The sequence below is a fragment of the Kribbella ginsengisoli genome (assembly GCF_039537185.1).
GTDB classification, from domain to species: Bacteria; Actinomycetota; Actinomycetes; order Propionibacteriales; family Kribbellaceae; genus Kribbella; species Kribbella koreensis.
The window spans coordinates 1074817-1096032 of record NZ_BAABAA010000002.1; the positions used below are offsets into that span (position 1 = coordinate 1074817).

The 21216-nt window shown below is 68.1% G+C and carries 20 protein-coding genes; 10 read left to right on the top strand and 10 right to left on the bottom strand.

Translation table 11 applies throughout. The annotated features are described in order from the left end of the window. Positions 1-9: 9 nt before the first annotated feature. Positions 10-894, bottom strand: a complete 885-nt coding sequence (locus ABD768_RS12570) for a carbohydrate ABC transporter permease (protein WP_344840438.1) — start codon at positions 892-894, stop codon at positions 10-12. Further along, positions 884-1774, bottom strand: coding sequence for a carbohydrate ABC transporter permease (locus tag ABD768_RS12575; protein ID WP_344840440.1), 891 nt, complete (start codon positions 1772-1774; stop codon positions 884-886). Before ABD768_RS12575 ends, ABD768_RS12570 begins: the two co-directional genes overlap by 11 nt. A 163-nt stretch (positions 1775-1937) precedes the next feature. On the opposite strand from ABD768_RS12575, the gene ABD768_RS12580 reads away from it, so the two are divergent. From ABD768_RS12580 to ABD768_RS12615, 8 genes are all read left to right on the top strand, one after another. Then, positions 1938-3671 (top strand): hypothetical protein, encoded by a 1734-nt coding sequence (locus ABD768_RS12580; protein ID WP_344840442.1) that lies wholly within the window; start codon positions 1938-1940, stop codon positions 3669-3671. Positions 3672-3813: 142 nt separating this feature from the next. Then, positions 3814-4998 (top strand): LacI family DNA-binding transcriptional regulator, encoded by a 1185-nt coding sequence (locus tag ABD768_RS12585; RefSeq protein ID WP_344840444.1) that lies wholly within the window; start codon positions 3814-3816, stop codon positions 4996-4998. Continuing rightward, positions 4998-6593, top strand: coding sequence for an FAD-dependent oxidoreductase (locus ABD768_RS12590; protein ID WP_344840446.1), 1596 nt, complete (start codon positions 4998-5000; stop codon positions 6591-6593). The genes ABD768_RS12585 and ABD768_RS12590 overlap by 1 nt, the downstream gene beginning before the upstream one ends. A 13-nt stretch (positions 6594-6606) precedes the next feature. Further along, positions 6607-7863, top strand: a complete 1257-nt coding sequence (locus ABD768_RS12595; RefSeq protein ID WP_344840448.1) for an ABC transporter substrate-binding protein — start codon at positions 6607-6609, stop codon at positions 7861-7863. Then, entirely contained in the window at positions 7860-8801 is a 942-nt protein-coding gene (locus tag ABD768_RS12600; protein WP_344840450.1) for a carbohydrate ABC transporter permease, read from the top strand. Before ABD768_RS12595 ends, ABD768_RS12600 begins: the two co-directional genes overlap by 4 nt. Further along, the gene (locus tag ABD768_RS12605) at positions 8791-9615 is read left to right on the top strand and encodes a carbohydrate ABC transporter permease (protein WP_344840452.1); all 825 of its coding nucleotides are present in this window, start codon (positions 8791-8793) and stop codon (positions 9613-9615) included. The genes ABD768_RS12600 and ABD768_RS12605 overlap by 11 nt, the downstream gene beginning before the upstream one ends. A gap of 38 nt (positions 9616-9653) precedes the next feature. After that, entirely contained in the window at positions 9654-10451 is a 798-nt protein-coding gene (locus ABD768_RS12610) for a Rossmann-fold NAD(P)-binding domain-containing protein (RefSeq protein ID WP_344840455.1), read from the top strand. A gap of 42 nt (positions 10452-10493) precedes the next feature. Next, positions 10494-11018 carry a dihydrofolate reductase family protein gene (locus tag ABD768_RS12615; protein ID WP_344840457.1) on the top strand — a complete coding sequence of 175 codons (525 nt, stop codon included), beginning with the start codon at positions 10494-10496 and terminating at the stop codon, positions 11016-11018. A gap of 18 nt (positions 11019-11036) precedes the next feature. Here ABD768_RS12615 and ABD768_RS12620 read toward each other — a convergent pair whose 3' ends face one another. After that, positions 11037-11414, bottom strand: coding sequence for a hypothetical protein (locus ABD768_RS12620; RefSeq protein ID WP_344840459.1), 378 nt, complete (start codon positions 11412-11414; stop codon positions 11037-11039). An 85-nt stretch (positions 11415-11499) separates the two neighbouring features. On the opposite strand from ABD768_RS12620, the gene ABD768_RS12625 reads away from it, so the two are divergent. Next, positions 11500-12726: an MFS transporter gene (locus ABD768_RS12625; RefSeq protein ID WP_344840461.1), complete on the top strand. Its 1227-nt coding sequence runs from the start codon at positions 11500-11502 to the stop codon at positions 12724-12726. Here the strand turns inward: ABD768_RS12625 and hemB are convergent. The 7 genes from hemB to ABD768_RS12660 form a co-directional block, all read right to left on the bottom strand. Further along, positions 12719-13696: a porphobilinogen synthase gene (gene hemB / locus ABD768_RS12630; protein ID WP_344840463.1), complete on the bottom strand. Its 978-nt coding sequence runs from the start codon at positions 13694-13696 to the stop codon at positions 12719-12721. The two genes, ABD768_RS12625 and hemB, sit on opposite strands and share 8 nt — an antisense overlap. 8 nt (positions 13697-13704) lie before the next feature. Then, positions 13705-15459 carry a bifunctional uroporphyrinogen-III C-methyltransferase/uroporphyrinogen-III synthase gene (locus tag ABD768_RS12635; RefSeq protein WP_425552152.1) on the bottom strand — a complete coding sequence of 585 codons (1755 nt, stop codon included), beginning with the start codon at positions 15457-15459 and terminating at the stop codon, positions 13705-13707. Further along, positions 15456-16337 carry a hydroxymethylbilane synthase gene (hemC, locus tag ABD768_RS12640; protein WP_344840465.1) on the bottom strand — a complete coding sequence of 294 codons (882 nt, stop codon included), beginning with the start codon at positions 16335-16337 and terminating at the stop codon, positions 15456-15458. The genes ABD768_RS12635 and hemC overlap by 4 nt, the downstream gene beginning before the upstream one ends. Next, the gene (locus ABD768_RS12645; protein ID WP_343975718.1) at positions 16334-17626 is read right to left on the bottom strand and encodes a glutamyl-tRNA reductase; all 1293 of its coding nucleotides are present in this window, start codon (positions 17624-17626) and stop codon (positions 16334-16336) included. Before ABD768_RS12645 ends, hemC begins: the two co-directional genes overlap by 4 nt. A 73-nt stretch (positions 17627-17699) precedes the next feature. After that, complete coding sequence (locus ABD768_RS12650; RefSeq protein ID WP_344840468.1) at positions 17700-18458, bottom strand: redox-sensing transcriptional repressor Rex; 759 nt, start codon at positions 18456-18458, stop codon at positions 17700-17702. 115 nt (positions 18459-18573) lie between these two features. Next, positions 18574-18813 carry a glutaredoxin family protein gene (locus tag ABD768_RS12655; protein ID WP_343975712.1) on the bottom strand — a complete coding sequence of 80 codons (240 nt, stop codon included), beginning with the start codon at positions 18811-18813 and terminating at the stop codon, positions 18574-18576. Continuing rightward, positions 18810-20258 carry a class I adenylate-forming enzyme family protein gene (locus tag ABD768_RS12660; protein WP_344840470.1) on the bottom strand — a complete coding sequence of 483 codons (1449 nt, stop codon included), beginning with the start codon at positions 20256-20258 and terminating at the stop codon, positions 18810-18812. The genes ABD768_RS12655 and ABD768_RS12660 overlap by 4 nt, the downstream gene beginning before the upstream one ends. Between ABD768_RS12660 and ABD768_RS12665 the strand changes: the two genes are divergently transcribed. After that, positions 20248-21210 carry an HAD family hydrolase gene (locus ABD768_RS12665; protein WP_344840472.1) on the top strand — a complete coding sequence of 321 codons (963 nt, stop codon included), beginning with the start codon at positions 20248-20250 and terminating at the stop codon, positions 21208-21210. The two genes, ABD768_RS12660 and ABD768_RS12665, sit on opposite strands and share 11 nt — an antisense overlap. Positions 21211-21216 lie beyond the last annotated feature (6 nt).

Sequence of the window (21216 nt, forward strand, 5' to 3'; positions counted from 1 at the left end):
TCGGAGGGGTTACTTGATGCCGGTGGTCGCGATGCCCTTGATCAGGAACCGCTGACCGAGCAGGAAGGCGAGGAAGACCGGGACCAGGGAGACGACCGACATGGCGAACATCGATCCCCAGGACGTGCTCGTGGTGGCGTCGACGAACGAGCGCAGCGCGACCGGGACGGTGTACATCTTCGGATCGGTCAGGTAGATCAGCTGGCTGAAGAAGTCGTTCCAGGTCCAGATGAAGGTGAAGATCGCGGTGGTCGCCAGGGCCGGCACCATCAGCGGCAGGATCACCCGCAGGAAGATCCCGGCCCGGCCGCAGCCGTCGATCCGGGCCGCCTCGTCCAGCTCGCGCGGGATGCCGCGGATGAACTGCACCATCAAGAAGACGAAGAACGCGTCGGTGGCCAGCAGTTTCGGGACGACGAGTGGCAGGAACGTGTTGATCCAGCCGGCCTGCGAGAACAGGATGTACTGCGGCACGATCACCACGTGGATCGGCAGCATGATGCTGAGCAGCATGATCGCGAACCAGAGCCTCTTCGCGGTGAACTCCAAGCGGGCGAAGGCGTACGCCGCCATCGAGCAGGAGACCAGGTTGCCCAGGATCGCGCCGAGCACCACGACCGCGGAGTTGAGCAGGTACCGGGTGAACGGCTCGGTCAGGGCGTTCCAGCCGACGCGGTAGTTCTCGATCTTCAGGTCCTTCACCAGGATGCCGGGGTCGCGGAAGATCTCGTTGCCCGGGCGCAGTGAGCTGACCACCATCCAGATGACCGGGTAGAGCATCACCAGGGCCGACCCGGCCAGCACGACATGGATCACCACCGGCCGGAGCCTGGCCCAGGTGATACCGGTCTGCCGTCGCGCGGCCACTGTGGTTCGGAGCGTCTCAGTCGTCATAGAACACCCAGTACTTCGAAGCGAAGAAGTTGACCGCGGTGAAGATGCCGATGATCACCAGCAGGAACCACGCCATCGCGGAGGCGTAGCCCATGTCGAAATGGCCGAAGCCCCGGTCGTACAGGTAGAGCGTGAAGAACATCGTCGAGTCGGACGGGCCGCCGGTGCCGCCGGAGACGACGAACGCCTGGGTGAACGACTGGAACGCGTGGATGATCTGCAGCACCAGGTTGAAGAAGATGATCGGGGTGAGCAGCGGCAGCGTGATGCTGAAGAACCTGCGCAGTACGCCGGCGCCGTCGACGGACGCGGCTTCGTAGTACATGGCCGGGATCTGACGCAGGCCGGCCAGGAAGATCACCATCGGGGAGCCGAAGGTCCAGACGTTGAGCACGACGAGGGTGCCGAGCGCCGTACTGGGGTCGGAGATCCAGCCCTTGCCGTCGATCCCGATCGTCGCGAGCACCTGGTTGAGCAGGCCTTCGGTGCCGAACACCTGGCGCCACAGGACCGCGATCGCGACGCTCGAGCCGAGCAGCGACGGCAGGTAGAAGATCGAGCGGTAGAAGGCCATCCCGCGGACGCCGCGATCCAGAACGACGGCCAGCAGCAAAGCGATCGACAGCTGGATCGGGACCGAGACGAAGACGTAGGTGAAGGTGACCCGGAGCGAGTTGTGCAGGCGCTCGTCGGACAGCATCCGGGTGAAGTTCTGCAGGCCGATCCACTCCGGCGACTGGATCAGGTTGTAGTCGGTGAAGGCGAGGTAGAGGGACGCGAGCATCGGGCCGATCGTGATCACGAACAGTCCGAGCAACCACGGCGACAAGAACAAGTAGGCCGCGAGGTTCTCTTTCTTCTTCTCGGTCAGAGCGCTCAACGTCTCCACCTCCGGGCGGCTGTGAGGCTACTGGAAAGCGTTTGCCGATTTGTCAGAAGTTAGTCCACCGAACCGGTTCAGACAAGACCTTTCCCGGTTTTACCGTGACCGGTTCCGGACCCCGCCCGCCCTGGACGCCGGCTACCGCGGCGAGGACAGTACCGTGCTGCTTTTCCTGCCCGCGGAGGTCTCGATGGTGCGCGACGAAGCATTTCTGGGCTTGCTGACGAAGCTGAACGAGGCTCAGATCCCAGCCGTCCTCGAGACCTGCCGGAGCCCTGCGGACAGCGTCCGCGCCAGCGCGCGGAAGGCCCGGCGACTGGTCTCGGGCTACGTCTGGGAGCAGTCCGCGCACCACCACGACGAGACCTTGATCGAGCCACTGGAATTCCTGGCCGAACGATTGGCTGCCTCGCAGCACGACGACGGCACGTGGGATCTCGGCAACCTGCATTCGCCGCCCGACAGCGCTTTCGCCATCCAGGACCTCTGCCTGAGCTGGGCACTGCTCGACGGCGACGGGCAGCCTGCCACTGTGAGATCACGCGATGTTCTCGAGCGGGTCATTCGTCAGGCCGGGCCGGCGCTCGCTACCGGAGGCGTGCACACTCCCAACCATCGCTGGGAGGTATCGGCGGCGCTCGCCCGGGTCAATCAGCTGTTTCCTGATCAGCGGTACGCCGATCGCATCGACGAGTGGCTGGCCGAAGGGATCGACGCGACGCCGGACGGGAGCTACAGCGAGCGGAGCTCGACCTACGCGTCGGAGGTGACGAATCCGTCGCTGCTGACGATCGCGCGGTTGCATCGGCGGCCGGAGCTGATCGCCTTCGTCCGCAGGAACCTGGACGCCACGCTGTACCTGCTGGAGCCCAACGGCGAGGTGGACACGATCGCCTCCCGGCGCCAGGACCAGACCAGGATCAGGGACATCCGGTGGTACCTGACCCAGTTCCGTGAACTGGCTCTGCTCGATGGCGACGGACGGTTCGCAACAGTTGCCAAAGGCATCGAAACCCGCACCGCCGACTCACTGGACGCCGGCGGCCCGGACGCCGGCGCGGTCGGCGCGGTCGGTGACTTTCTTGCCGAGGTCGTCGAGCGGCCGCAGCTCGCTGGTGTTCTGCCGGTCGCAGTGCCGGTGCGGGATGACTTCGTCCATGAGTTTCCGTCCCAGCAACTCGCCCGGATTCGCCGAGGCAGCCGTACAGCGTCGGTCTTCGGTGGTACCGACTTCCACGACGTGCCGGTGATCGCGTCCGGCCTGTCGACCAATCCCACGTTCTTCAAGTTCCGTACCGGCGCCGCCGTCCTCGACTCCGTCCGGTTGTCACCGCAGTTCTTCGGCACCGGCCACTTCCGCAGCAATGGACTCCGGCGGACCGGGCCGGCGAGTTTCGAGCTCGGCGACGAGGTGCGGGTGCCGTATCACTTACCGCTGCCTCAGCAGTACCGGAGCGACGACGGCGGGTACGCGCTGAGCAGCGACGGCCGGTTCTACTCGTCGATGGATTTCGGACGGCGGCCGAAGCAGTACCGCAGTCTCCGCACCACGGTCGCGGTGACCGAGGTGGCCGGCGGGTTCGACCTGGACTTCGAGCTGTCCGGGTCCGACGTACCGTTCGCGATCGAGCTGTGCTTCCGGGCGGGTGGGGTGCTCGGCGGGGTCGACGCGCTCGATGCTGACGGCAACTATCAGCTGGTCGGTGGTGCCGGGGTGTACTCGGTCGGCGAGGACTCGATCGAGTTCGGTCCTGGCAACGGGGCGACGCGGGTGGCGATGGATCCGGGTGAGCAGTACACCCAGCTCAACGGCTCGCTGGTGCCGGACGGTCTGCGGGTCTACCTCACCGGGCGCGCACCGGCGTACTACACGCTCAACCTGCGCGCCTCCTGAGCCTGCCTGGCTGATCATTTACTCACGCCCGTTTGCTAATTCGTATTAGCACGTGTTTGCGGTCTTGACGGTGGCGAACGCGCCGGTCTACCGTTCCGGATCACATGGCTGGCAATACGTATTACTCAAGGGAGGTCGGTGGATGAGCGAGCGGTTGACGCAGCGCGACATCGCGCGGCTGGCGCGGGTCAGCCAGACGACCGTCTCGCTGGTGCTGAACAACCGCACGGCGGCGTCGGCGCGGATCCCGACCGAGACGCGGGACCGGGTACTGAAGGTGATCCGGGAGACCGGGTACGTGGCGGATCCGCTCGCCCGCCGGTTGCTGCAGCAGCGCAACCAGATCCTCGGGGTGTTCACCTACGAGTCGGTGTTCCCGAGCGCGAGCGCCGACTTCTACCACCCGTTCCTGAGCGGCATCGAGGAGAGCGCCGAAGAACTCGGCTGCGACCTGCTCCTGTTCACCAGCGCCCCCGTCACCGACGGCCACCGCCTCGTCTTCCACGAGAACAACCGCCTCCGGATAGCAGACGGCTCCCTCCTCCTGGGCCGCCAGATCCCCGCCACAGAACTGAGCCGCCTGGTTTCCGAAAACTACCCCTTCGTCTCAGTAGGCCGCCGCAACAACCCGGCACTCGCGGACGGCACCCCCGCCGTCATCCCGTACGTAGGCGCCAACTACACAACAGCCACCGCCACAGTCACCACCCGCGCCCTACAACTCGGCCACCAACAATTGGCCTTCGTAGGCCCTGGCCATGGCGCAGAATCCTCAGCCGACCGCCTACTCGGCTTCCACCAGGTAGCCCCCCGAGGCCTACACCTCGCACCACCCGCTCCTGCGGAGCGGACCGGCGGATCGGGCCGCGCGGTGCTCGGCGCGCTTGCGCCGGAGGGCGCCGCGGCCCGGGGCCGCCAAGCCAGCGGCGCTCCTGCGGAGCTCGAAATCGGCGTGAGCCGGCCCTCCTCCCCCTCTAGCCCGCCCGCGCAGCGGGCGGTTGGTGAGGTGCTCGACGAGCTGCTGGGGCGCGGGGTTACTGCGGTGTTTGTCGAGGATCTCGCCGATGCGGCTGCTCTTGCACATGCCGCGCGGGAGCGCGGGCTGGAGGTTCCCAGGGACCTTTCGGTGGTGGCTTTGGGGGATGCGAGTCGGCCGGTGAAGGGGGACGGGGAGTACTCGGGGTTTCACATTCCGCGGAAGGAGATGGGGCGGCGAGCCGTGGGGTTGCTGGAGTCGGTCTTGTCCGGTGAGGAGGTCGAGCTGCAGCAACTGCTGGATTGTGAGCTCGTCGAGGGAAGCACGCTCGGCAAGGTGAAGGGGTTTTGATGGAGACGGATGTGCTGGTGATCGGCGGCGGTCTCGGTGGGGTGGCCGCGGCTTTGGCTGCGCTGAGGGCTGGGCGGTCGGTGGTAATGACCGAGGAGTACGACTGGCTGGGTGGGCAGTTGACGAGCCAGGCGGTACCACCGGACGAGCACACCTGGGTGGAGCAGTTCGGCGTCACAGCGTCGTACCGGGGGCTGCGAGACGGCATCCGCGACTACTACCGCCGGTACTACCCACTGACCGCCGAATCGAGAGCGGCCGCGGAGCTCAACCCCGGTGCCGGCTACGTCTCCAAGCTCTGCCACGAACCGCGAGTCGCCGTAGCGGTCCTGGAGTCGATGCTCGCCCCGTACCGATCCAACCGAAAGCTCCAGATTCTCCAACCCTACAAGCCGATCGCCGCCACGACCGACGGCGACCGGGTCACGTCGGTGCAGGTCGAACACCGCGACACCGGCGACCATCTAACCCTCACCGCGCCCTACGTCCTCGACGCCACCGAGACAGGAGAACTCCTCCCCCTCACCGGCACCGAGTACGTCACCGGCTTCGAATCGCAGGCCACCACCGGCGAGCCCAGCGCACCAGCAGAAGCGCAACCACTCAACATGCAAGCCGTCTCCTTCTGCTTCGCGGTAGACCACGTCGACGGCAACCAGGTCGGCGACAAGCCGGCCAACTACGCCTACTGGCGCAACTACCAGCCACCCTTCTGGGGCGACCGCATGCTCTCCTGGAACGCCCCAGACCCACGCACCCTCGCCACCTCACGCCGGACCTTCACCCCTAACCCAGACGACGACCCACTCGCAGTGGTCGCGGACCAGCGGCGTACCGGCGGTGACACCAACCTCTGGACCTTCCGGCGGATCGCAGCCCGCCGACACTTCCAGCCAGGCGCCTACGAGTCCGACATCTGCCTGGTGAACTGGCCGATGATCGACTACCTCGACGGCCCGGTCTTCGACGTACCGGACGCCGCCAAGCATCTACTCAAAGCCAAGGAGCTGTCCCAGGCAGTCTTCTACTGGCTCCAGACCGAGGCGCCCAGACCCGACGGCGGCACAGGGTTCCACGGCCTGCGTCTCCGGGGCGACCTCCTCGGGTCCAAGGACGGCCTGGCCCAGGCGCCCTACATCAGGGAGTCGCGGCGCATCGCAGCGGAGTACACGGTTGTCGAGCAGGACCTGTCGGTCGCAGTACGAGGAGCTAAGGGCGCAGCGGAGTACGGCGACAGTGTGGGCGTCGGGATGTACCGGATCGACCTGCACCCGTCCACTGGCGGCGACAACTACATCGACGTGGCCAGTAGCCCGTTCCGGATCCCACTCGGGGCGTTGATCCCGCAGCGGGTCGAGAACCTGCTGCCGGCGAGCAAGAACCTCGGCACCACCCACATCACCAACGGCTGCTACCGGCTGCACCCGGTCGAGTGGAACATCGGCGAGGCCGCGGGACTGCTCGCTGCCTTCTGCCTGGACCGTCGCGTCAGCCCGCGCGCGGTCCGCAACTCCCCTGCTCTGCTCAGCGACTTCCAGGCAGTACTGGTCGCCCAGGGCGTCGAACTGAGCTGGCCGGACGTCTCCGGCTACTGATGGAGGACTGATCATGAAACTCCGACTGCTGACAGCGGCAGCAACCACCGCCGCATTACTGATGGTGGCAGGCTGCGGCGGATCAGACGGCGACAGCCCGGCCGCGTCCGGCCCGATCGACCTGCGGATGACCATCTGGAGCGCGAACGCCAAGCACACCGCGCTCTTCGACCAGATCGCCACCGCCTACAAGAAGGACCACCCGGAGATCGGCAAGATCACCTTCGAGTCGATCCCGTTCGACAGCTACACCACCGCCTTGACCACCCAGATCGGCGGCGGCAACGCACCCGACCTCGCCTGGATCCTCGAAAGCACCGCGCCCGACTTCGTCACCTCCGGCGCACTGGAGCCGATCGACAAGGACCCAGATCTGTTGCCTAGCGCAACCGCTACCTGGGAGCAGGACGGCAAGCTCTTCGCCTATCCCTTCTCCACTTCGCCTTTGGGGGTCTTCGTCAACACCGACCTGGTGACGGCGGCCGGACGACCGACCCCCGCGCAGCAGATCGCGGCCGGCGCCTGGATCTGGGACCAGGCGGTCGCGACCGGCGCCGCAGTACAGGCGAAGACCGGCAAGGGCGGCATCGTCGTCGGCGACTTCGACTACAAGGGCTGGGACACGCTCAACACGATCTGGGCCGGCTGGGGCGCCCGGCCGTGGAGTGAGGACGGCAAGAGCTGCGGGTTCGACCAGCAGCCGATGGTCGACGCGATGACGTTCGTCCACAAAACGATCTTCACCGACAAGGCGATGCCCGGCCCGGGGCGTACGACGGACTTCTTCGCCGGCGACGCGTCGATGGTACTGACCCAGATCAGCCGCGCGGCCCTGCTGGAGAAGGCGAAGTTCAAGTGGGACCTGGTACCGCTGCCGAAGGGCCCGGCCGGTGAGTACTCGGTCGTCGGCCAGGCCGGCATCGGCGTGATGAAGCGTGGCAAGCACGCCGACGCGGCGAAGAAGTTCCTTGCGTACTTCACCGATCAGGAGAACTCGGCCAAGCTCGCCCAGTTCTTCCCGCCGCCGCGCAAGTCGCAGCTCACCACCTCGCTACTGGCCAAGGCGAACCCGCTGCTCAAGCCCGAGCAGTTGCAGAGCGTCGTGATCGACGGCATCGAGCGCGGCGACCTCAAGACCAGCCACACCGGGTACGCCGAACTGCAGCAGACCGTCCGTGCCGCCCTCGACCCGCTGTGGAAGCCGGACGCCGACGTCAAGGCCGTCCTGTCCGGCGTGTGCTCGAAGATCAACCCGCTGTTGAGCAAATGACGCTGCTACTCGACGACAAGCAGGTCGCCCCGCCCAGGACGGCGAGCAGCGCGCCGTACTGGACCATGCGGCGGCGCGACGAGCTGGCCGGCTGGCTGTTCATCGCGCCGCAGCTGGCCGGGATCGCCGCCTTCGTCATCGTCCCGCTCGGGCTCGTGGTCTGGTACAGCCTGCACGAGTGGAACGTGCTGGCCGGCACCTTCGACTTCGTCGGTGCCGGCAACTACCAGGCGCTCGCCGACGACCCCCGGCTGGGTCCGGCGCTTCGGGCGACCGGAACCTTCTCGCTCGGGCTGGTGGTGCTCAACCTCAGCCTCGCGCTGTTCCTCGCGGTACTGCTCAACCAGAAGCTCCGCGGGACGGTCTTCTTCCGCACGCTGTTCTTCTCGCCGGTCGTGGTGACGCTGGTCGCCTGGACGATCGTGTGGGGCTTCCTGCTGCAGGACAACGGCGGGGTCAACGGCTTCCTCGACCTGATCGGCGTCGACGGGCCCAACTGGCTGCGCGGTGACGCGACGGCGATGATCTCGGTCGTCGTCGTGCAGCTCTTCAAGGGTGTCGGGCTCAACATGGTGCTGTTTCTCGCTGCCCTGCAAGGGGTTCCGGCCGAGCTCTACGAGGCCGCTCGGATAGACGGCGCTTCGGCGTGGGCGCGGTTCCGGCGGGTGACGGTGCCGTTGATCAGCCCGACGATCCTGCTGACGTCGATCCTGACGGTGGTCGGTTCGCTGCAGGTGTTCGCGCAGATCGCAGTACTGACGCAGGGCGGGCCGGGGACGTCTACGACCGTCCTCGTCTACTACCTGTACCAGCAGGCCTTCCAGTTCCATCACTTCGGCTACGGCGCCACGATCTCGCTGCTGCTCTTCGTCATCGTCCTCGCGTTGACGGCACTGCAATGGCGCATGCGTAGGAGGTGGGTTTTCCATGAGTCGTAAGGGCAAGCTGATCCTGTACGGCGTACTGCTGGTCTGCTGCGTGCCTTTCGTCTTCCCCACCTGGTGGATGGTGACGGCCTCGCTCAAGCCGGTGAACGAGATCTTCGCCTTCTCACTCTTCCCCCACACGGTCACGCTGGACGCGTACCGGCAGGTCTTCGAGCTGCAACCGTTCGCCCGGCAGTACCTGAACAGCTGCTACATCGCCGTCGTCGTCACCCTCGGCACGCTGGTCGTCTCGTCGCTCGCGGGCTACGCCTTCGCCCGGATCAAGTTCCGCGGCGCCGGCGTCGTCTTCATGATCGTGCTGGCCGGCCTGCTGGTCCCGAACGAGGTGACGATCATCCCGCTGTACCGGATGTTCGACTCGCTCGGCCTGGTCAACACGCACTGGCCGCTGATCCTGATCCCGATGCTCGGCGCCCCGAGCGTCCTGGCGACCTTCATCATGCGCCAGTTCTTCATCACCCTCCCCCGCGAACTCGAGGAGGCCGGCCGCGTCGACGGCCTAGGCCGCCTGGGCCTCTTCTGGCAGGTCTCCCTCCCCCTGGCCCGCCCAGCGATCGGCGCCGTCGCCATCTTCACCTTCCTACACAGCTGGAACCTCTACCTAGAACCGATCGTTTTCCTCTCCAGCAAAGACCGCTTCACCATCCCCCAGGCCCTCACCCAGTACGTCGACGCCTACGGCGGCGCCATGTGGAACGTCCAACTCGCCGCCGCCACCCTGTCGGCCCTCCCCGTCCTCATCATCTTCGTCCTGGCCCAACGCCAATTCGTCGAAGGCCTGACCCAAACCGGCCTCAAAGGCTGACGGGAATACCTCCGGTACGCCGGAAGCTGTCACCAGGCATGACCAAGATCCTGGTGACCGGTGCCACCGGCAACGTCGGCCGCGAGCTGATCCGGCAACTCCCGGCCGCGGACGTTCGCCCCTTCTCCCGTCAGACCGGCGGAGATCTGTCGAAGGTGGAGAGCCTTCGGGACGCACTGGACGGGGTCGACACGGTCTTCCTGATCTGGCCGTTCCTGACGGCGGACGCGGCGCCGGCGGTGCTGGAAGAGGTCGGCCGGGGGCGGCGGGTCGTCTACCTGTCGTCGTCCGGGGTGGCCGAGGGGCACGGGGATCCGATCAATCGGATGCATGCGGAGCTCGAGGCGTTGGTGGAGGGGGCTGCGGCGAGCTGGACCATTCTGCGGGCGAACACGATCGCCTCCAACGCGCGGGGGTGGGCGGCGCAGGTTCGCAGTACGGGTGTGGTGCGGGGTCCTGACATCCCCGCCACAGCGGTTGTCCATGAGCGCGACATCGCCGCCGTCGCGGCCCGCGCGTTGACGTCAGCCGACCTCGACGGGCAGCGGTTGGTACTGACCGGCCCGGCGGTCGTCAGTCGCGCGGAGCAGGTCGCGGCGCTCGGTACGGCGCTCGGGCGGGAACTGCGGTTCGAGCCGGTCGCGGCCGGGGACGCGCGGACGCAGATGCTCGCCGACGGTCGGCCGGCGGTGCTGGTCGAAGCATTGCTCGCCAATGTCGGACGGCCGCCGTCGACCCTGATCACCTCGACGGTTAAGGAGGTCAGCGGCCGGGCGGCGCGGAGCTTCGGCGAGTGGGCGGCGGAGCATGTGGACGAGTTTCGTCAAAAGCGCTGACTCTCGCTGTGGTCTGTCGGTGGCAGGCTGTACAAAAGGGGAGTGACTTTTCATGCCGCGGTTTTCATCGCGACCAGCCTGGACGGATTCATCGCGCGCCCGGACGGGTCGATCGACTGGCTGACCGAGCGGGGCGAGCAGGCGGGCGACACGGGGTACGACGAGTTCATGGCGGCGGTGGACACCGTCGTCGTGGGGCGAAACACGTACGAGAAGGCGCTCAGCTTCGGCTTCTGGCCGTATGAGGGCAAACAGGTCGAGGTGCTCAGCACGACGCTGGACGCCGACGCGGATGAGCGCATCATCGTGCACCGCACCCTCGACGGCCTGGTCCAGACGCTGGAGGACCGCGGCGCCAAGCGCGTCTACACGGACGGCGGCCAGGTCATCCAGACCTTCCTCCGGGCCGGCTTGCTCAACGAGCTGACCATCACTGTCGTACCGGTCCTGCTCGGCACCGGTCTGCCCCTGTTCGGCGACCTGGACCACGACATCTCGCTCACCCACAACGCCACCCGCACCCTCGGCGCCGGCCTGATCCAGTCCGACTACACCGTCAAACGCTGAAGCTCCGGCGGCGAAGCGTCACCAGATCAGGAACGACGGTGCGATCAACAGTGCGACTGTCGTCAGCACCTGCCCGGCTTTTGCAGCAACCGATGGCGGCCGGAGACGACGGAACAGCGCCAGGTTGATTCCGATCACCACGGCCAGGATCAGCAGCGCCGCGACGATGCCGAGCGGGATGAAGCCGTCGGCCTCGCCGCCTTGGATCTCGTTGTTCGAGAACGGGGAGTCGGGGCGGTCGAACAGCATCGCCCTGGCGTGCAGGCCGATCAAGGCGAGCAGCAGGAACGGGTAGGCCAGTAGGACGCCGAGGGCGGCATTGACGGCCGCCCAGATGCCGTACCACGTGGCGGGCCGCCGCTTGGTCGCGGTGAGTTCCGGTGCTGCTGTCGTCATCTCGCCTCCCCCGGTCCTGTACATCGTGCCGGACGGCGGCAAATCCGTTTGCCCGGGCGCGGGTGCCGGGCGAGAATCGACGTTTGTGCCTGGGCCGGGGTTGTTCGCCGATGTGACGCCGTTGCGGGAGTCGGTGGAGTTCCGGTGGTTGTGGGCGGGGCAATCGCTGTCCTCGATCGGCAGCTTCATGACGATGGTCGCGGTCGCCATTCAGACGTACGACCTGACCGGATCGTCGGTGGCGGTCGGCGCGATCAGTCTGGCGTCGCTGGTACCGACGTTGCTGCTCGGGTTGTTCGGCGGGTCGCTGGCTGACGCGGTGGATCGGCGACGGCTGGTGTTGCTGACCGGGTGCGGGTTGATGATCGTCTCGCTGCTGTTCGCCGTCCAGGCGTTGCTCGACTGGCGCCAGGTCTGGTTGCTTTACTTGCTTACGGCAACTTCTGCCGCGGTGTCGGCGATCGACGTACCGGCCCGTCGGACGTTCATCCCACGAGTACTGCCGGTGAAGCGGCTGCAGGCTGCTGCCGCGTTGTCGCAGTTGTCGTTCCAGGTGGCGGTGATCGCCGCGCCGGTGCTGGCCGGAGTGCTGATCGCGTCGGCCGGGCTCGAAGCGGCGTACGGGCTTGATGCGTTGACCTTCGTCGCCGTACTGGTCAGCGTCCGGCGACTGCCCCCGATGCCACCCGACAGCGGTGGGTCGAAGCTCGGTCTGCGCTCGGTGGTGGAGGGCGTGAAGTACGCCGTCAACCACAAGCTGATCGGAATGATCTTCCTGATCGACCTGAACGCGACCGTCCTGGCGATGCCGACCGCCCTGTTCCCCGCCCTCGCCGCCACCCGCTTCGGTGGCGGACCGCGAACCGTCGGCTACCTCTTCGCCGCCATCGGAGTCGGCGGCCTGATCGCCGCCATCCTCTCCGGCCCGCTGGCTCGTCTCCGCCACCAAGGCCGCGCCATGCTCATCTCCGTGGCGATCTGGGGCGCCGGCATCGGCTCAGTAGGCCTGACTCACAACCTCTGGCTGGCCGTCACGTTCCTGGCCGTCGCGGGCGCCGCCGACATCGTCACCACGGTCTTCCGCGCCACCATCCTGCAAACCAAAACCCCCGACGACCTCCGCGGCCGCCTCAACTCCCTCGACTTCATCATCGGCCTGGGAGGCCCCAACCTGGGCAACGTCCGAGCAGGCACAGTCGCAGGCCTGGCCGGCCCAACCATCAGCATCCTCACCGGCGGCGCAGCCTGCGTCCTAGGAGTCCTCCTCCTGACGACCAACAAGACTTTCCGCCGGTACGACGCCTCTACCTGAGGAGCGTGGCTGCTTCGGCTGCCCAGTAGGTGAGGATGGTGTCGGCGCCGGCTCGGCGGATCGAGTTGAGGGTTTCGACGATGGCTCGTTCGCGGTCGATCCAGCCGTTGGCGGCGGCGGCTTCGACCATGGCGTACTCGCCGGAGATGTTGTACGCGGCGACCGGGACCGTCACGTGGTCGCGGACCTGGCGGATGATGTCCAGGTAGGCGAGGGCCGGCTTGACCATCACGATGTCGGCGCCCTCGGCGATGTCGAGGTCGACCTCGCGGATCGCGTCGCGGGAGTTGGCCGGGTCCTGCTGGTAGGTCTTGCGGTCGCCCTGGAGGGACGAGTCGACGGCCTCGCGGAAGGGGCCGTAGAAGGCTGAGGCGTACTTCACGGCGTACGCGAGGATCACCGTGTCGAGGAAGCCGGCGCCGTCGAGCGCGGTGCGGATCGCGCCGACCTGGCCGTCCATCATCCCCGAAGGGCCGACGACATGAGCGCCGGCGGAAGCCTGCGCGACACCCATCTCGGCGTAGATCTTCAAGGTCGCGTCGTTGTCCACGCGGCCCGCGGAGTCCAGTACGCCGCAATGCCCGTGATCCGTGAACTCGTCGAGGCAGAGGTCCGACATGACGAGCAGGTCGTCACCCGCCTCGGCCACGGCATCCCGGATCGCCACGTTCAGAATGCCGTCCGGGTCGATCGCCCCGGAACCGCTGGCATCCTTCGAGGTCGGTACTCCGAACAGCATCACCCCGCCGAGGCCCAGTGCGGCAGCCTCGGCGACCGCCTTCCGGGCCGTGTCCCGCGTGTGCTGGTAGACGCCCGGCATCGAGCTGATCGCGATCGGCTCGCGCGCGCCTTCCCGGACGAACATCGGCAGGATCAGCTGCCGCGGCTCGATGGTGGTCTCGGCGACCAGCCGACGGACCGCTGCCGACGACCGCAGTCGCCGCGGACGAACCTCCGGGAAACCAGCCATGGCGGAACCTAGCTCTTCCTGCGAGAACCCGAGCGGCGCTCGGACGGACGGGTGACCGGCTCCCCGGCCTCCAGCATGGTGTCACGACGATCGGCGCCGAAGCGAGCGAGTGCGTCGGCCAGTTCCTCGGCCGACGGGGCCTCGGCCATCGCGTCCACGCGCAGGCCGTGCTCCTCGGCGGTCTTCAGAGTCGCCGGGCCGATCACCGCGATCACCGTCGACGCGTGCGGCTTGCCGGCGATGCCGACCAGGTTGCGCACGGTCGAGGACGAGGTGAAGACGACCGCGTCGAACTTGCCCGACTTGATCGCCTCACGCGTCGGCGCGGGCGGCGGCGCGGCCCGAACGGTCCGGTACGCCGTGACGTCGTCGACCTCCCAGCCGAGATCGGTCAGCCCGGCCACCAGGGTCTCGGTCGCGATGTCCGCCCGCGGCAGGAAAACCCGGTTGATCGGGTCCAGCACCTCGTCGAACGGCGGCCAGTCCTCGACCAGCCCGGCGGCGGACTGCTCACCCGACGGCAGCAGGTCCGGCCGGATGCCCCAGGCACCGATCGCCTCGGCGGTCTTCTCGCCGACCGCGGCGATCTTCAGCCCGGAGAACGCCCGGGCGTCCAGACCGTACTCGTCGAACTTCTCCCGAACCGCCTTGACCGCGTTCACCGAGGTGAAGGCGACCCACTCGTAGCGGCCCTCGACCAGGCCACGGATGGCCTTGTCCATCTGCTGCGGGTTGCGCGGCGGCTCGACCGAGATGGTCGGCACCTCTTCCGGCATCGCGCCGTAGCGGCGCAGCCGGTCCATCAGCGGGCCGGCCTGGTCCTTGGTGCGCGGCACCAGGATCCGCCAGCCGAACAGCGGCTTGGTCTCGAACCAGGACAGCGACTCGCGCTGCTCGACGACGGCGCCGACCACGATCACGGCCTCGCCGACCAGCTTGGCGGCCCGCAGGTCCGCGACGATCGTGCCGAGCGTCCCGACCACCGAGGTCTGCGCGGTGGTGGTGCCGCCGACGGTCGCGGCGACCGGCGTACCGGCGTCGAAGCCGGACTCGATCAGCGCGGCGGTGGTGTCCTTCAGAACCTCGGTCGCGTTCAGCAGTACCAGCGTCTGCTTGGGGTGCAGCCGGCTGAAGTCGAGCTTGGCCTCGGCCAGGTCCAGCACCGTGACCTCGCGGTCGCTCTTCATCGTCAGCGGGATCCCGGCGTACGCCGGAACGGCGCTCACCTCGCTGACCCCGGGAACCACGTTGAAGCTGATGCCGGCCTTGCGGCAGGCGGACGCCTCCTCGGCCCCACTGGAGAAGGTGAACGGGTCGCCGGTCAGCAACCGGACCACGTTCGACGAGGCCTTGGCGGTCTTCACCACCAGCCGGGCGCGGGCCGCGACCCGCAGCGCCCGGCTGCCCTCGGCGCCGGAGCCGTCGATGACCTCGACGCCCGGCTTGCAGTACGCCAGGAAGGCGTCGTGCTCAGGACCCTCGACCACGACGGCGTCGGCGTTGGCCAGCACGTCCCGGCCGGCGATCGTCAGCAGGCTGGGATCGCCCGGGCCGACGCCGACGAAGGTCACGTGGCCGAGTGGCCTGGTCTGCTTGGCGGTCGTGGTGCTGGCGGCGATCTTGGCCGGCACCTTCTGGGGTGCCGGGGTGGCCGCTGTCTTCGCGCTGCTCACGTCTGCTGTCGCCTTTGCCCTTGTCCTGCTCGTCTTCGTGCTCGTACCCGTACTCGTGCTCGCGTGCGTCGTTCCCCGTGCCGGTGTCATGTCTGCTCCAGCAACTCGTTCGCGAGGCGCCGGCCCAGAGCCCGTGGGTCGTCCACCGGCCCGTTCGCCGACAGCCGCCGTACGCCGCCGTCCTGGCCCAACGCTCCCCGCAGCCACAGCTCCGGCCCGTCCTCACCCTCGACCACCTCGGCGAGCGCGCCGACCGGAGCCGTGCACCCTGCCTCGAGCGTGGCCAGCATCTGCCGTTCGGCCGTCACCGCTGCGCGTACTGCGGGATCCTCCAACGGTGCAAGGGCTTTGAGCACCACGTCATCGTCGTCGCGGCATTCGATGCCCAGGGCACCTTGTCCCGGTGCCGGCAGCACCTGGATCGGATCCAGCGTCTCGGTGACCTCCGAAAGCCGGCCCAACCGGGCCAACCCTGCCCTTGCGAGCACCACCGCGTCCAATTTGCCATCCGTGACCATTGCTATCCGCGTGTCGACATTGCCGCGGATCCCGGTCAGCTCCAGGCCCAGTCCGAGGGCTTCCAGCTGCGCCACCCGGCGCGGCGAACCCGTCCCGACCAGGGCGCCGGTCTGCAGCTCACCGAGGCTCAGCCCGTCGCGGGCGACCAGCACGTCGCGCGGGTCCTCCCGCTGCGGGATCGCGCCGAGCGTCAGCCCGGCCTCCGGCGTGGTCGGCAGGTCCTTGAGCGAGTGCACCGCGATGTCGATCTCACCGGCGAGCAGGGCGTCGCGCAGCGCGCTGACGAAGACCCCGGTACCACCGATCTGCTCGAGTGGTGCCCGGTTGGTGTCGCCGGTGGTGACGATCGGGACCAGCTCGACCTCGTGCCCGAGGGCCCGCAGCTGGTCGGCCACGTGGGTCGCCTGGGCTGTCGCGAGCGCCGACCTGCGCGTTCCGAGCCTGATCATGCGGGATCACCTCCGGTTGCCTGCGAAGTCTTGGGAGCGGTGACCGCGTCCACGGTGGCGGGATCGAGCGCGAACAGCTCCCGCAGCGCGTCGGCGTAGGTCGGGCCGCCCGGATCGGCGGCCAGTTCCTTCACCCGGACGGTCGGCGTGTGCAGCACCTTGTCGACCACCCGCCGGATGGTCCGGGCCACCTCGCCGCGCTGGATCTCGTCCAGCCCGGGCAGCCTGCGGTCCAGCCTGGCCAGCTCGGCGTCGACCAGCTCGCTGGCCATCGTCCGGAGCGCGACCACGGTCGGCAGCACCGACGCGGCGCGGCGGGTCGCCTCGAAGGCACCCGTCTCCTCGCCGACGATCCGGCGTACCTCGTCGATGTCGTCCGCGCTGCCGCCCGCCGTCCGGGCGAGGTCGGCCAGCGTGACCAAGGTGATGCCCTCGATCCGCGCGGCCGCGGGATCGACGTCGCGGGGCAGCGCGATGTCCAGTACGCCGAGCGGCCGGCCGTCCGCGGCGTCGCGAACCATCTCTTCGGTCAGCACCACGCCCCGCGCGCCGGTGCAGGAGACGATCAGGTCGGCCTCACGCATGGCGGAGGGGACGTCGGCGAGCTTGATCGCCGTACCGCCGATCCGGTCCGCCAGCGCGACGGCGCGGTCGTAGTTGCGGTTCGCGATCGTCACGCTGGCCGCGCCGCCCGCGAGCAGCGTCTGGGCTGCCAGCGAAGCCATCGAGCCGGCCCCGACGACGAGGGCGCGACGGCCTTCGTAGCCGCCCACGGCCTCGAGCCCCGCGGACACGACCGAGCGCCCGGCCGCGTCGATGCCGGTCTCGGACCGGGCCCGCTTGCCGACCCGCAACGCCTGCTGGAACAAGGGGTTCAGGGCGGAGCTGATCGTCTCCAGGTCCTGACCGATCCGCAGCGTCTCCTTCAGCTGGCCGAGGATCTGGCTCTCGCCGACGATCATCGAGTCCAGCCCGACCGCGACCTGGAACAGGTGCGAGACGGCGCCTTCCTCGAAGTGCACGTAGAGGTGCTCGGCCAGGTCCAGCAGCGGTACGCCGGTGACGTCGGACAGGATCGCGGTGACCTCGTCCATGCCGGCGTGGAAGCGGTCGACGTTCGCGTAGACCTCAGTGCGGTTGCAGGTGGCCAGGACGGCCGACTCGGTCACCGCCGGGGTGTGCTGGACCGCGAGCGCGAGCTTGGTGGCCGCGTCCGGATCGAGGGCCACCCGCTCGAGTACAGAGATCTCAGCGGACCGGTGCGAGATCCCGACGACCAGGTAGCTCATCTGCGTCCTCGCTTCGCTGCGGGCGCAGATGAGCCGACGCTGCTGTGCTCATTGGTGAACTCGCTTCGCTCGTTCACAGGCCGACACCCCCGCCGACGCTGGGCAGATCGGAGACCACACCGTTCATCGCTGGCAGTTCGGGCACCTCGGGGAGCGCCGCCTCTCCGGACTTTCGTTGTTCGTGGTACGCCAGGATCTGCAACTCGATCGAGAGGTCCACCTTGCGGATGTCGACGCCGGTCGGCACGGTCAGTACCACCGGTGCGAAGTTGAGGATGCTGGTGACGCCGGCTGATACAAGCCGGTCGCAGACCTCCTGCGCCGGACCGGCCGGCGTGGTGATCACGCCGATCGAGACCCGGTCGGCCGCGACGATCTCCTCGAGCTCGGCGAAGTCCCGGACGATCATGTCGCCGATCTGCTCGCCGACCAGGGTCGGATCCGCGTCCAGCAGGGCGACGATCCGGAAGCCGCGGGTGCCGAAGCCGGAGTAGTTGGCCAGCGCGTGGCCCAGGTTCCCGATCCCGACGATGACGACCGCCCAGTCCTGGGTGACGCCGATCTCGCGGGCGATCTGGTAGCGCAGGTACTCGACGTCGTAGCCGACCCCGCGGGTGCCGTAGGAGCCCAGGTAGGACAGGTCCTTGCGCAGCTTGGCCGAGTTGACCCCGGCGGCGGTCGCCAGATCCTCGCTCGACGCGGTGGCGATGCCACTGTCCGACAAGGCGGTCAGGGCCCTCAGATACACCGGCAAGCGCGCGACAGTGGCCTCGGGAATGCCGCGTTCGGTTCTCGTCGGCGCGCCGGGGCGACGGCTGCGGGCAGGCGTCACAATTCTCCTGGAAAAGGTGGTTCGCGAGTCACCGCCTCACGGCTGGCGACGACCCCACTCTAGGAGCTTGTGAACGTGAGAACAAAATCGAGAACCGCGCAAGTGGTCAAGAGCACTAACTTGTCAAGGCCCTCTTCAGCCTGATCGGGTCGACCCGCCAGAAGTCGTGCTGGCGGCCGTCGACGAAGGTGACCGGGATCTGCTCGCCGTACTCCTTGAAGAGCTGTTCGTCCTGGGTGATGTCGATCTCACTCCAGGTGACCCCGAGCTCGGCGCAGACCGCGGCGACGATCGCCCGGGCGTCGTCGCAGAGGTGGCAGCCGGGCTTGCCGTAGAGGGTGACCCGGTCGCTCATCGGTCCGCCTCGCGCAGCCGGCCCTTCGCGACCTTGCCGGTGACCGAGTGCGGCAGGTGGTCGACCACCTCGATCTCGACCGGGCACTTGAACCGGGCCAGCCGGGTCGCGGCGTACTCGCCGATCGCGACCGGGTCGAGCGCCGCGCCGGTCGCCGGTACGACGAACGCCTTGACCGCCTCACCGGTGTCCTCGGACGGTACGCCGATGACGGCGGCCTCCCGCACCCCCGGCGCCTGGACGAGGACCTCCTCGACCTCGCTCGGGAACACGTTGAAGCCGGACACGATGATCAGCTCGCGGAGCCGGTCGACCAGGAACAGGTCGCCGTCGGCGTCCAGGAAGCCGACGTCGCCGGTGCGGTACCAGCCCTCGTCGTCCGGGCCGTCGACCCCGTCCGGCCAGTAGCCGGAGAACAGGTTCTCGCCACGGATCAGGATCTCGCCCGGGTCGTCGCCCTCGACGTCCTCACCCTGCTCGTCGGCGATCCGCAGCTCCACGTGCGGCAGCGGCCGGCCGACCGAACCCGGCTTCGGCTCGTCTTCACCGAGTGTCGTGGTGACGCCGGGCGAGGCCTCGGTCAGGCCGTAGCCCTGGTGCACGAACAGTCCGCTGGCCTGCTCGAACCGGTCCGCGAGCCCTCGATCGAGGGTCGACGCGCCGGTGAGCACGACCTTGACCGTACTGAGCGCTTCCTTCAGGTCCGGGCGGGCGATGAACGCGTTCAGAGCCGGTGGGGCGAGCGGGAGGCGCGTCACGGCGTACCGGCGGATCAGGTCGACGGTCGCGGTGGAGTCGAAGCGTGCCTCGATGACCAGCTGCGCTCCGGTCGCGACGGCCCAGCCGAGCACCGCGTTGAGGCCGAAGGCGTGGAACATCGGCAACACGCCGAGCACGACGTCTTCGGGACCCATCCGGTCCTCGCCGAGATCGGCCAGGTTCCGGACGTTCGCGCCGAGCGCCCGGTGGGTCAGCATCGCCGCGCGCGGGTCGCCGCTCGTCCCGGACGTGTAGAGCAGGACCGCGAGGGCCTCCGGGTCGGTCTGTGGCGTAAGCGGAGCGTCACCGGTGAGCTCACCGGGCCGGACCACTCTGACCCCTTCGAGCTTGTCCGCGAGGTCCCCGTCGGCGACCGCCAGACGGGCTCCGGAGTGCGCGATCACGTTGCCGATCTCGCCCTTGGTCAGGCCCGTGTTGAGCGGTACGGCGACCAGTCCGGCGCGAAGACATCCCAGGTAGGAGGTAACGAACTCGATGCTGTTCGCCATCAGCAGCACCACCCGGTACCCCGGTACGAGACCGGCCGCCGAGTACCCCCGGGCAGCCGCGTCGACGGCCTCGTCGAGCTGGCCGTAGGTCAGCCGCCGATCCCCGTCGACCAGCGCCTGACGTTCGCCGTGACGTCGCGCTGTGTCACGAAGAACATCCGCGAAGTTGAAGTTCACCAGGCGAGTCTGTCACGACAGCGCTAGGGTCCATCCTGTGACTCGACCAACGACGCGCGATCTGCGCGCCCGGTCGGTGCTGGCCGGGGAGGCGAGCGCCGCCGCCGCCGAACTGGAGGCTGCGCTGCAGACCCCGCCGGTGACGCATGCGGCCGCGTTCTTCGACCTGGACAACACCATGCTGCAGGGCGCCTCGGTGTACCACCTGGCCAGAGGTCTGTACCGGCGCAAGTTCTTCACCGGCGCCGAGATCGCCCGCAAGGCGGTCGACCAGCTCAGGTTCCGGCTGCAGGGCGAAACGCCCGAATCGGTCGCCAACGCGCGCTCGTCGGCGCTCTCGTTCATCGCCGGGCACCGGGTGGCCGAAGTACAGATCCTGGTCGAGGAGATCTTCGACGAGCTGATGGCCGACAAGATCTGGCCGGGCACCAAGGCCTTCGCCCAACAGCACCTGGACGCGGGCGAGCGGGTCTGGCTGGTGACCGCGTCGCCGGTCGAGGTGGCCCGCCTGATGGCCCGCCGGCTCGGTCTGACCGGAGCGCTGGGAACGATTGCAGAAACGCGAGACGGGGTCTATACAGGACATTTGGTCGGCGATATCTTGCATGGTCCGGCGAAGGCGGAGGCGGTCCGCGCGCTGGCGGCGCACGAAGGGCTTCACCTGGCCGATTGTGCGGCCTACTCGGATTCGGTCAACGATCTGCCGATGCTCGAGTTGGTGGGCCATCCCTGCGCGATCAACCCCGATTCCAGGCTCCGCCGGCATGCCGAGGTGGCGGGCTGGAAGGTGCGTGATTATCGGACCGGACGGAAGGCGGCACGCCGCGCGCTGTTGACAGCGGGTGCCTTAGGCGTAACGCTCGGTGCTGTCTCAGCCGCTGTGGCCATCCGCGGCAGTGTCTTGCAAGAACGTGTCATCAGTGGGCGTGTCAGACGCAGACGTGTCAGTTGAACGGGG

Bases quoted from the DNA above. Each gene is read 5' to 3' on its own strand.
- hemB (WP_344840463.1), bottom strand. From the start codon at position 13,696: ATGGCTGGTTTCCCGGAGGTTCGTCCGCGGCGACTGCGGTCGTCGGCA.
- ABD768_RS12645 (WP_343975718.1), bottom strand. From the start codon at position 17,626: ATGAGCTACCTGGTCGTCGGGATCTCGCACCGGTCCGCTGAGATCTCT.
- ABD768_RS12635 (WP_425552152.1), bottom strand. From the start codon at position 15,459: ATGACACCGGCACGGGGAACGACGCACGCGAGCACGAGTACGGGTACG.
- ABD768_RS12590 (WP_344840446.1), top strand. From the start codon at position 4,998: ATGGAGACGGATGTGCTGGTGATCGGCGGCGGTCTCGGTGGGGTGGCC.
- ABD768_RS12585 (WP_344840444.1), top strand. From the start codon at position 3,814: ATGAGCGAGCGGTTGACGCAGCGCGACATCGCGCGGCTGGCGCGGGTC.
- hemC (WP_344840465.1), bottom strand. From the start codon at position 16,337: ATGATCAGGCTCGGAACGCGCAGGTCGGCGCTCGCGACAGCCCAGGCG.
- ABD768_RS12620 (WP_344840459.1), bottom strand. From the start codon at position 11,414: ATGACGACAGCAGCACCGGAACTCACCGCGACCAAGCGGCGGCCCGCC.
- ABD768_RS12600 (WP_344840450.1), top strand. From the start codon at position 7,860: ATGACGCTGCTACTCGACGACAAGCAGGTCGCCCCGCCCAGGACGGCG.
- ABD768_RS12570 (WP_344840438.1), bottom strand. From the start codon at position 894: ATGACGACTGAGACGCTCCGAACCACAGTGGCCGCGCGACGGCAGACC.
- ABD768_RS12605 (WP_344840452.1), top strand. From the start codon at position 8,791: ATGAGTCGTAAGGGCAAGCTGATCCTGTACGGCGTACTGCTGGTCTGC.
- ABD768_RS12610 (WP_344840455.1), top strand. From the start codon at position 9,654: ATGACCAAGATCCTGGTGACCGGTGCCACCGGCAACGTCGGCCGCGAG.
- ABD768_RS12595 (WP_344840448.1), top strand. From the start codon at position 6,607: ATGAAACTCCGACTGCTGACAGCGGCAGCAACCACCGCCGCATTACTG.
- ABD768_RS12655 (WP_343975712.1), bottom strand. From the start codon at position 18,813: ATGAGCGACCGGGTCACCCTCTACGGCAAGCCCGGCTGCCACCTCTGC.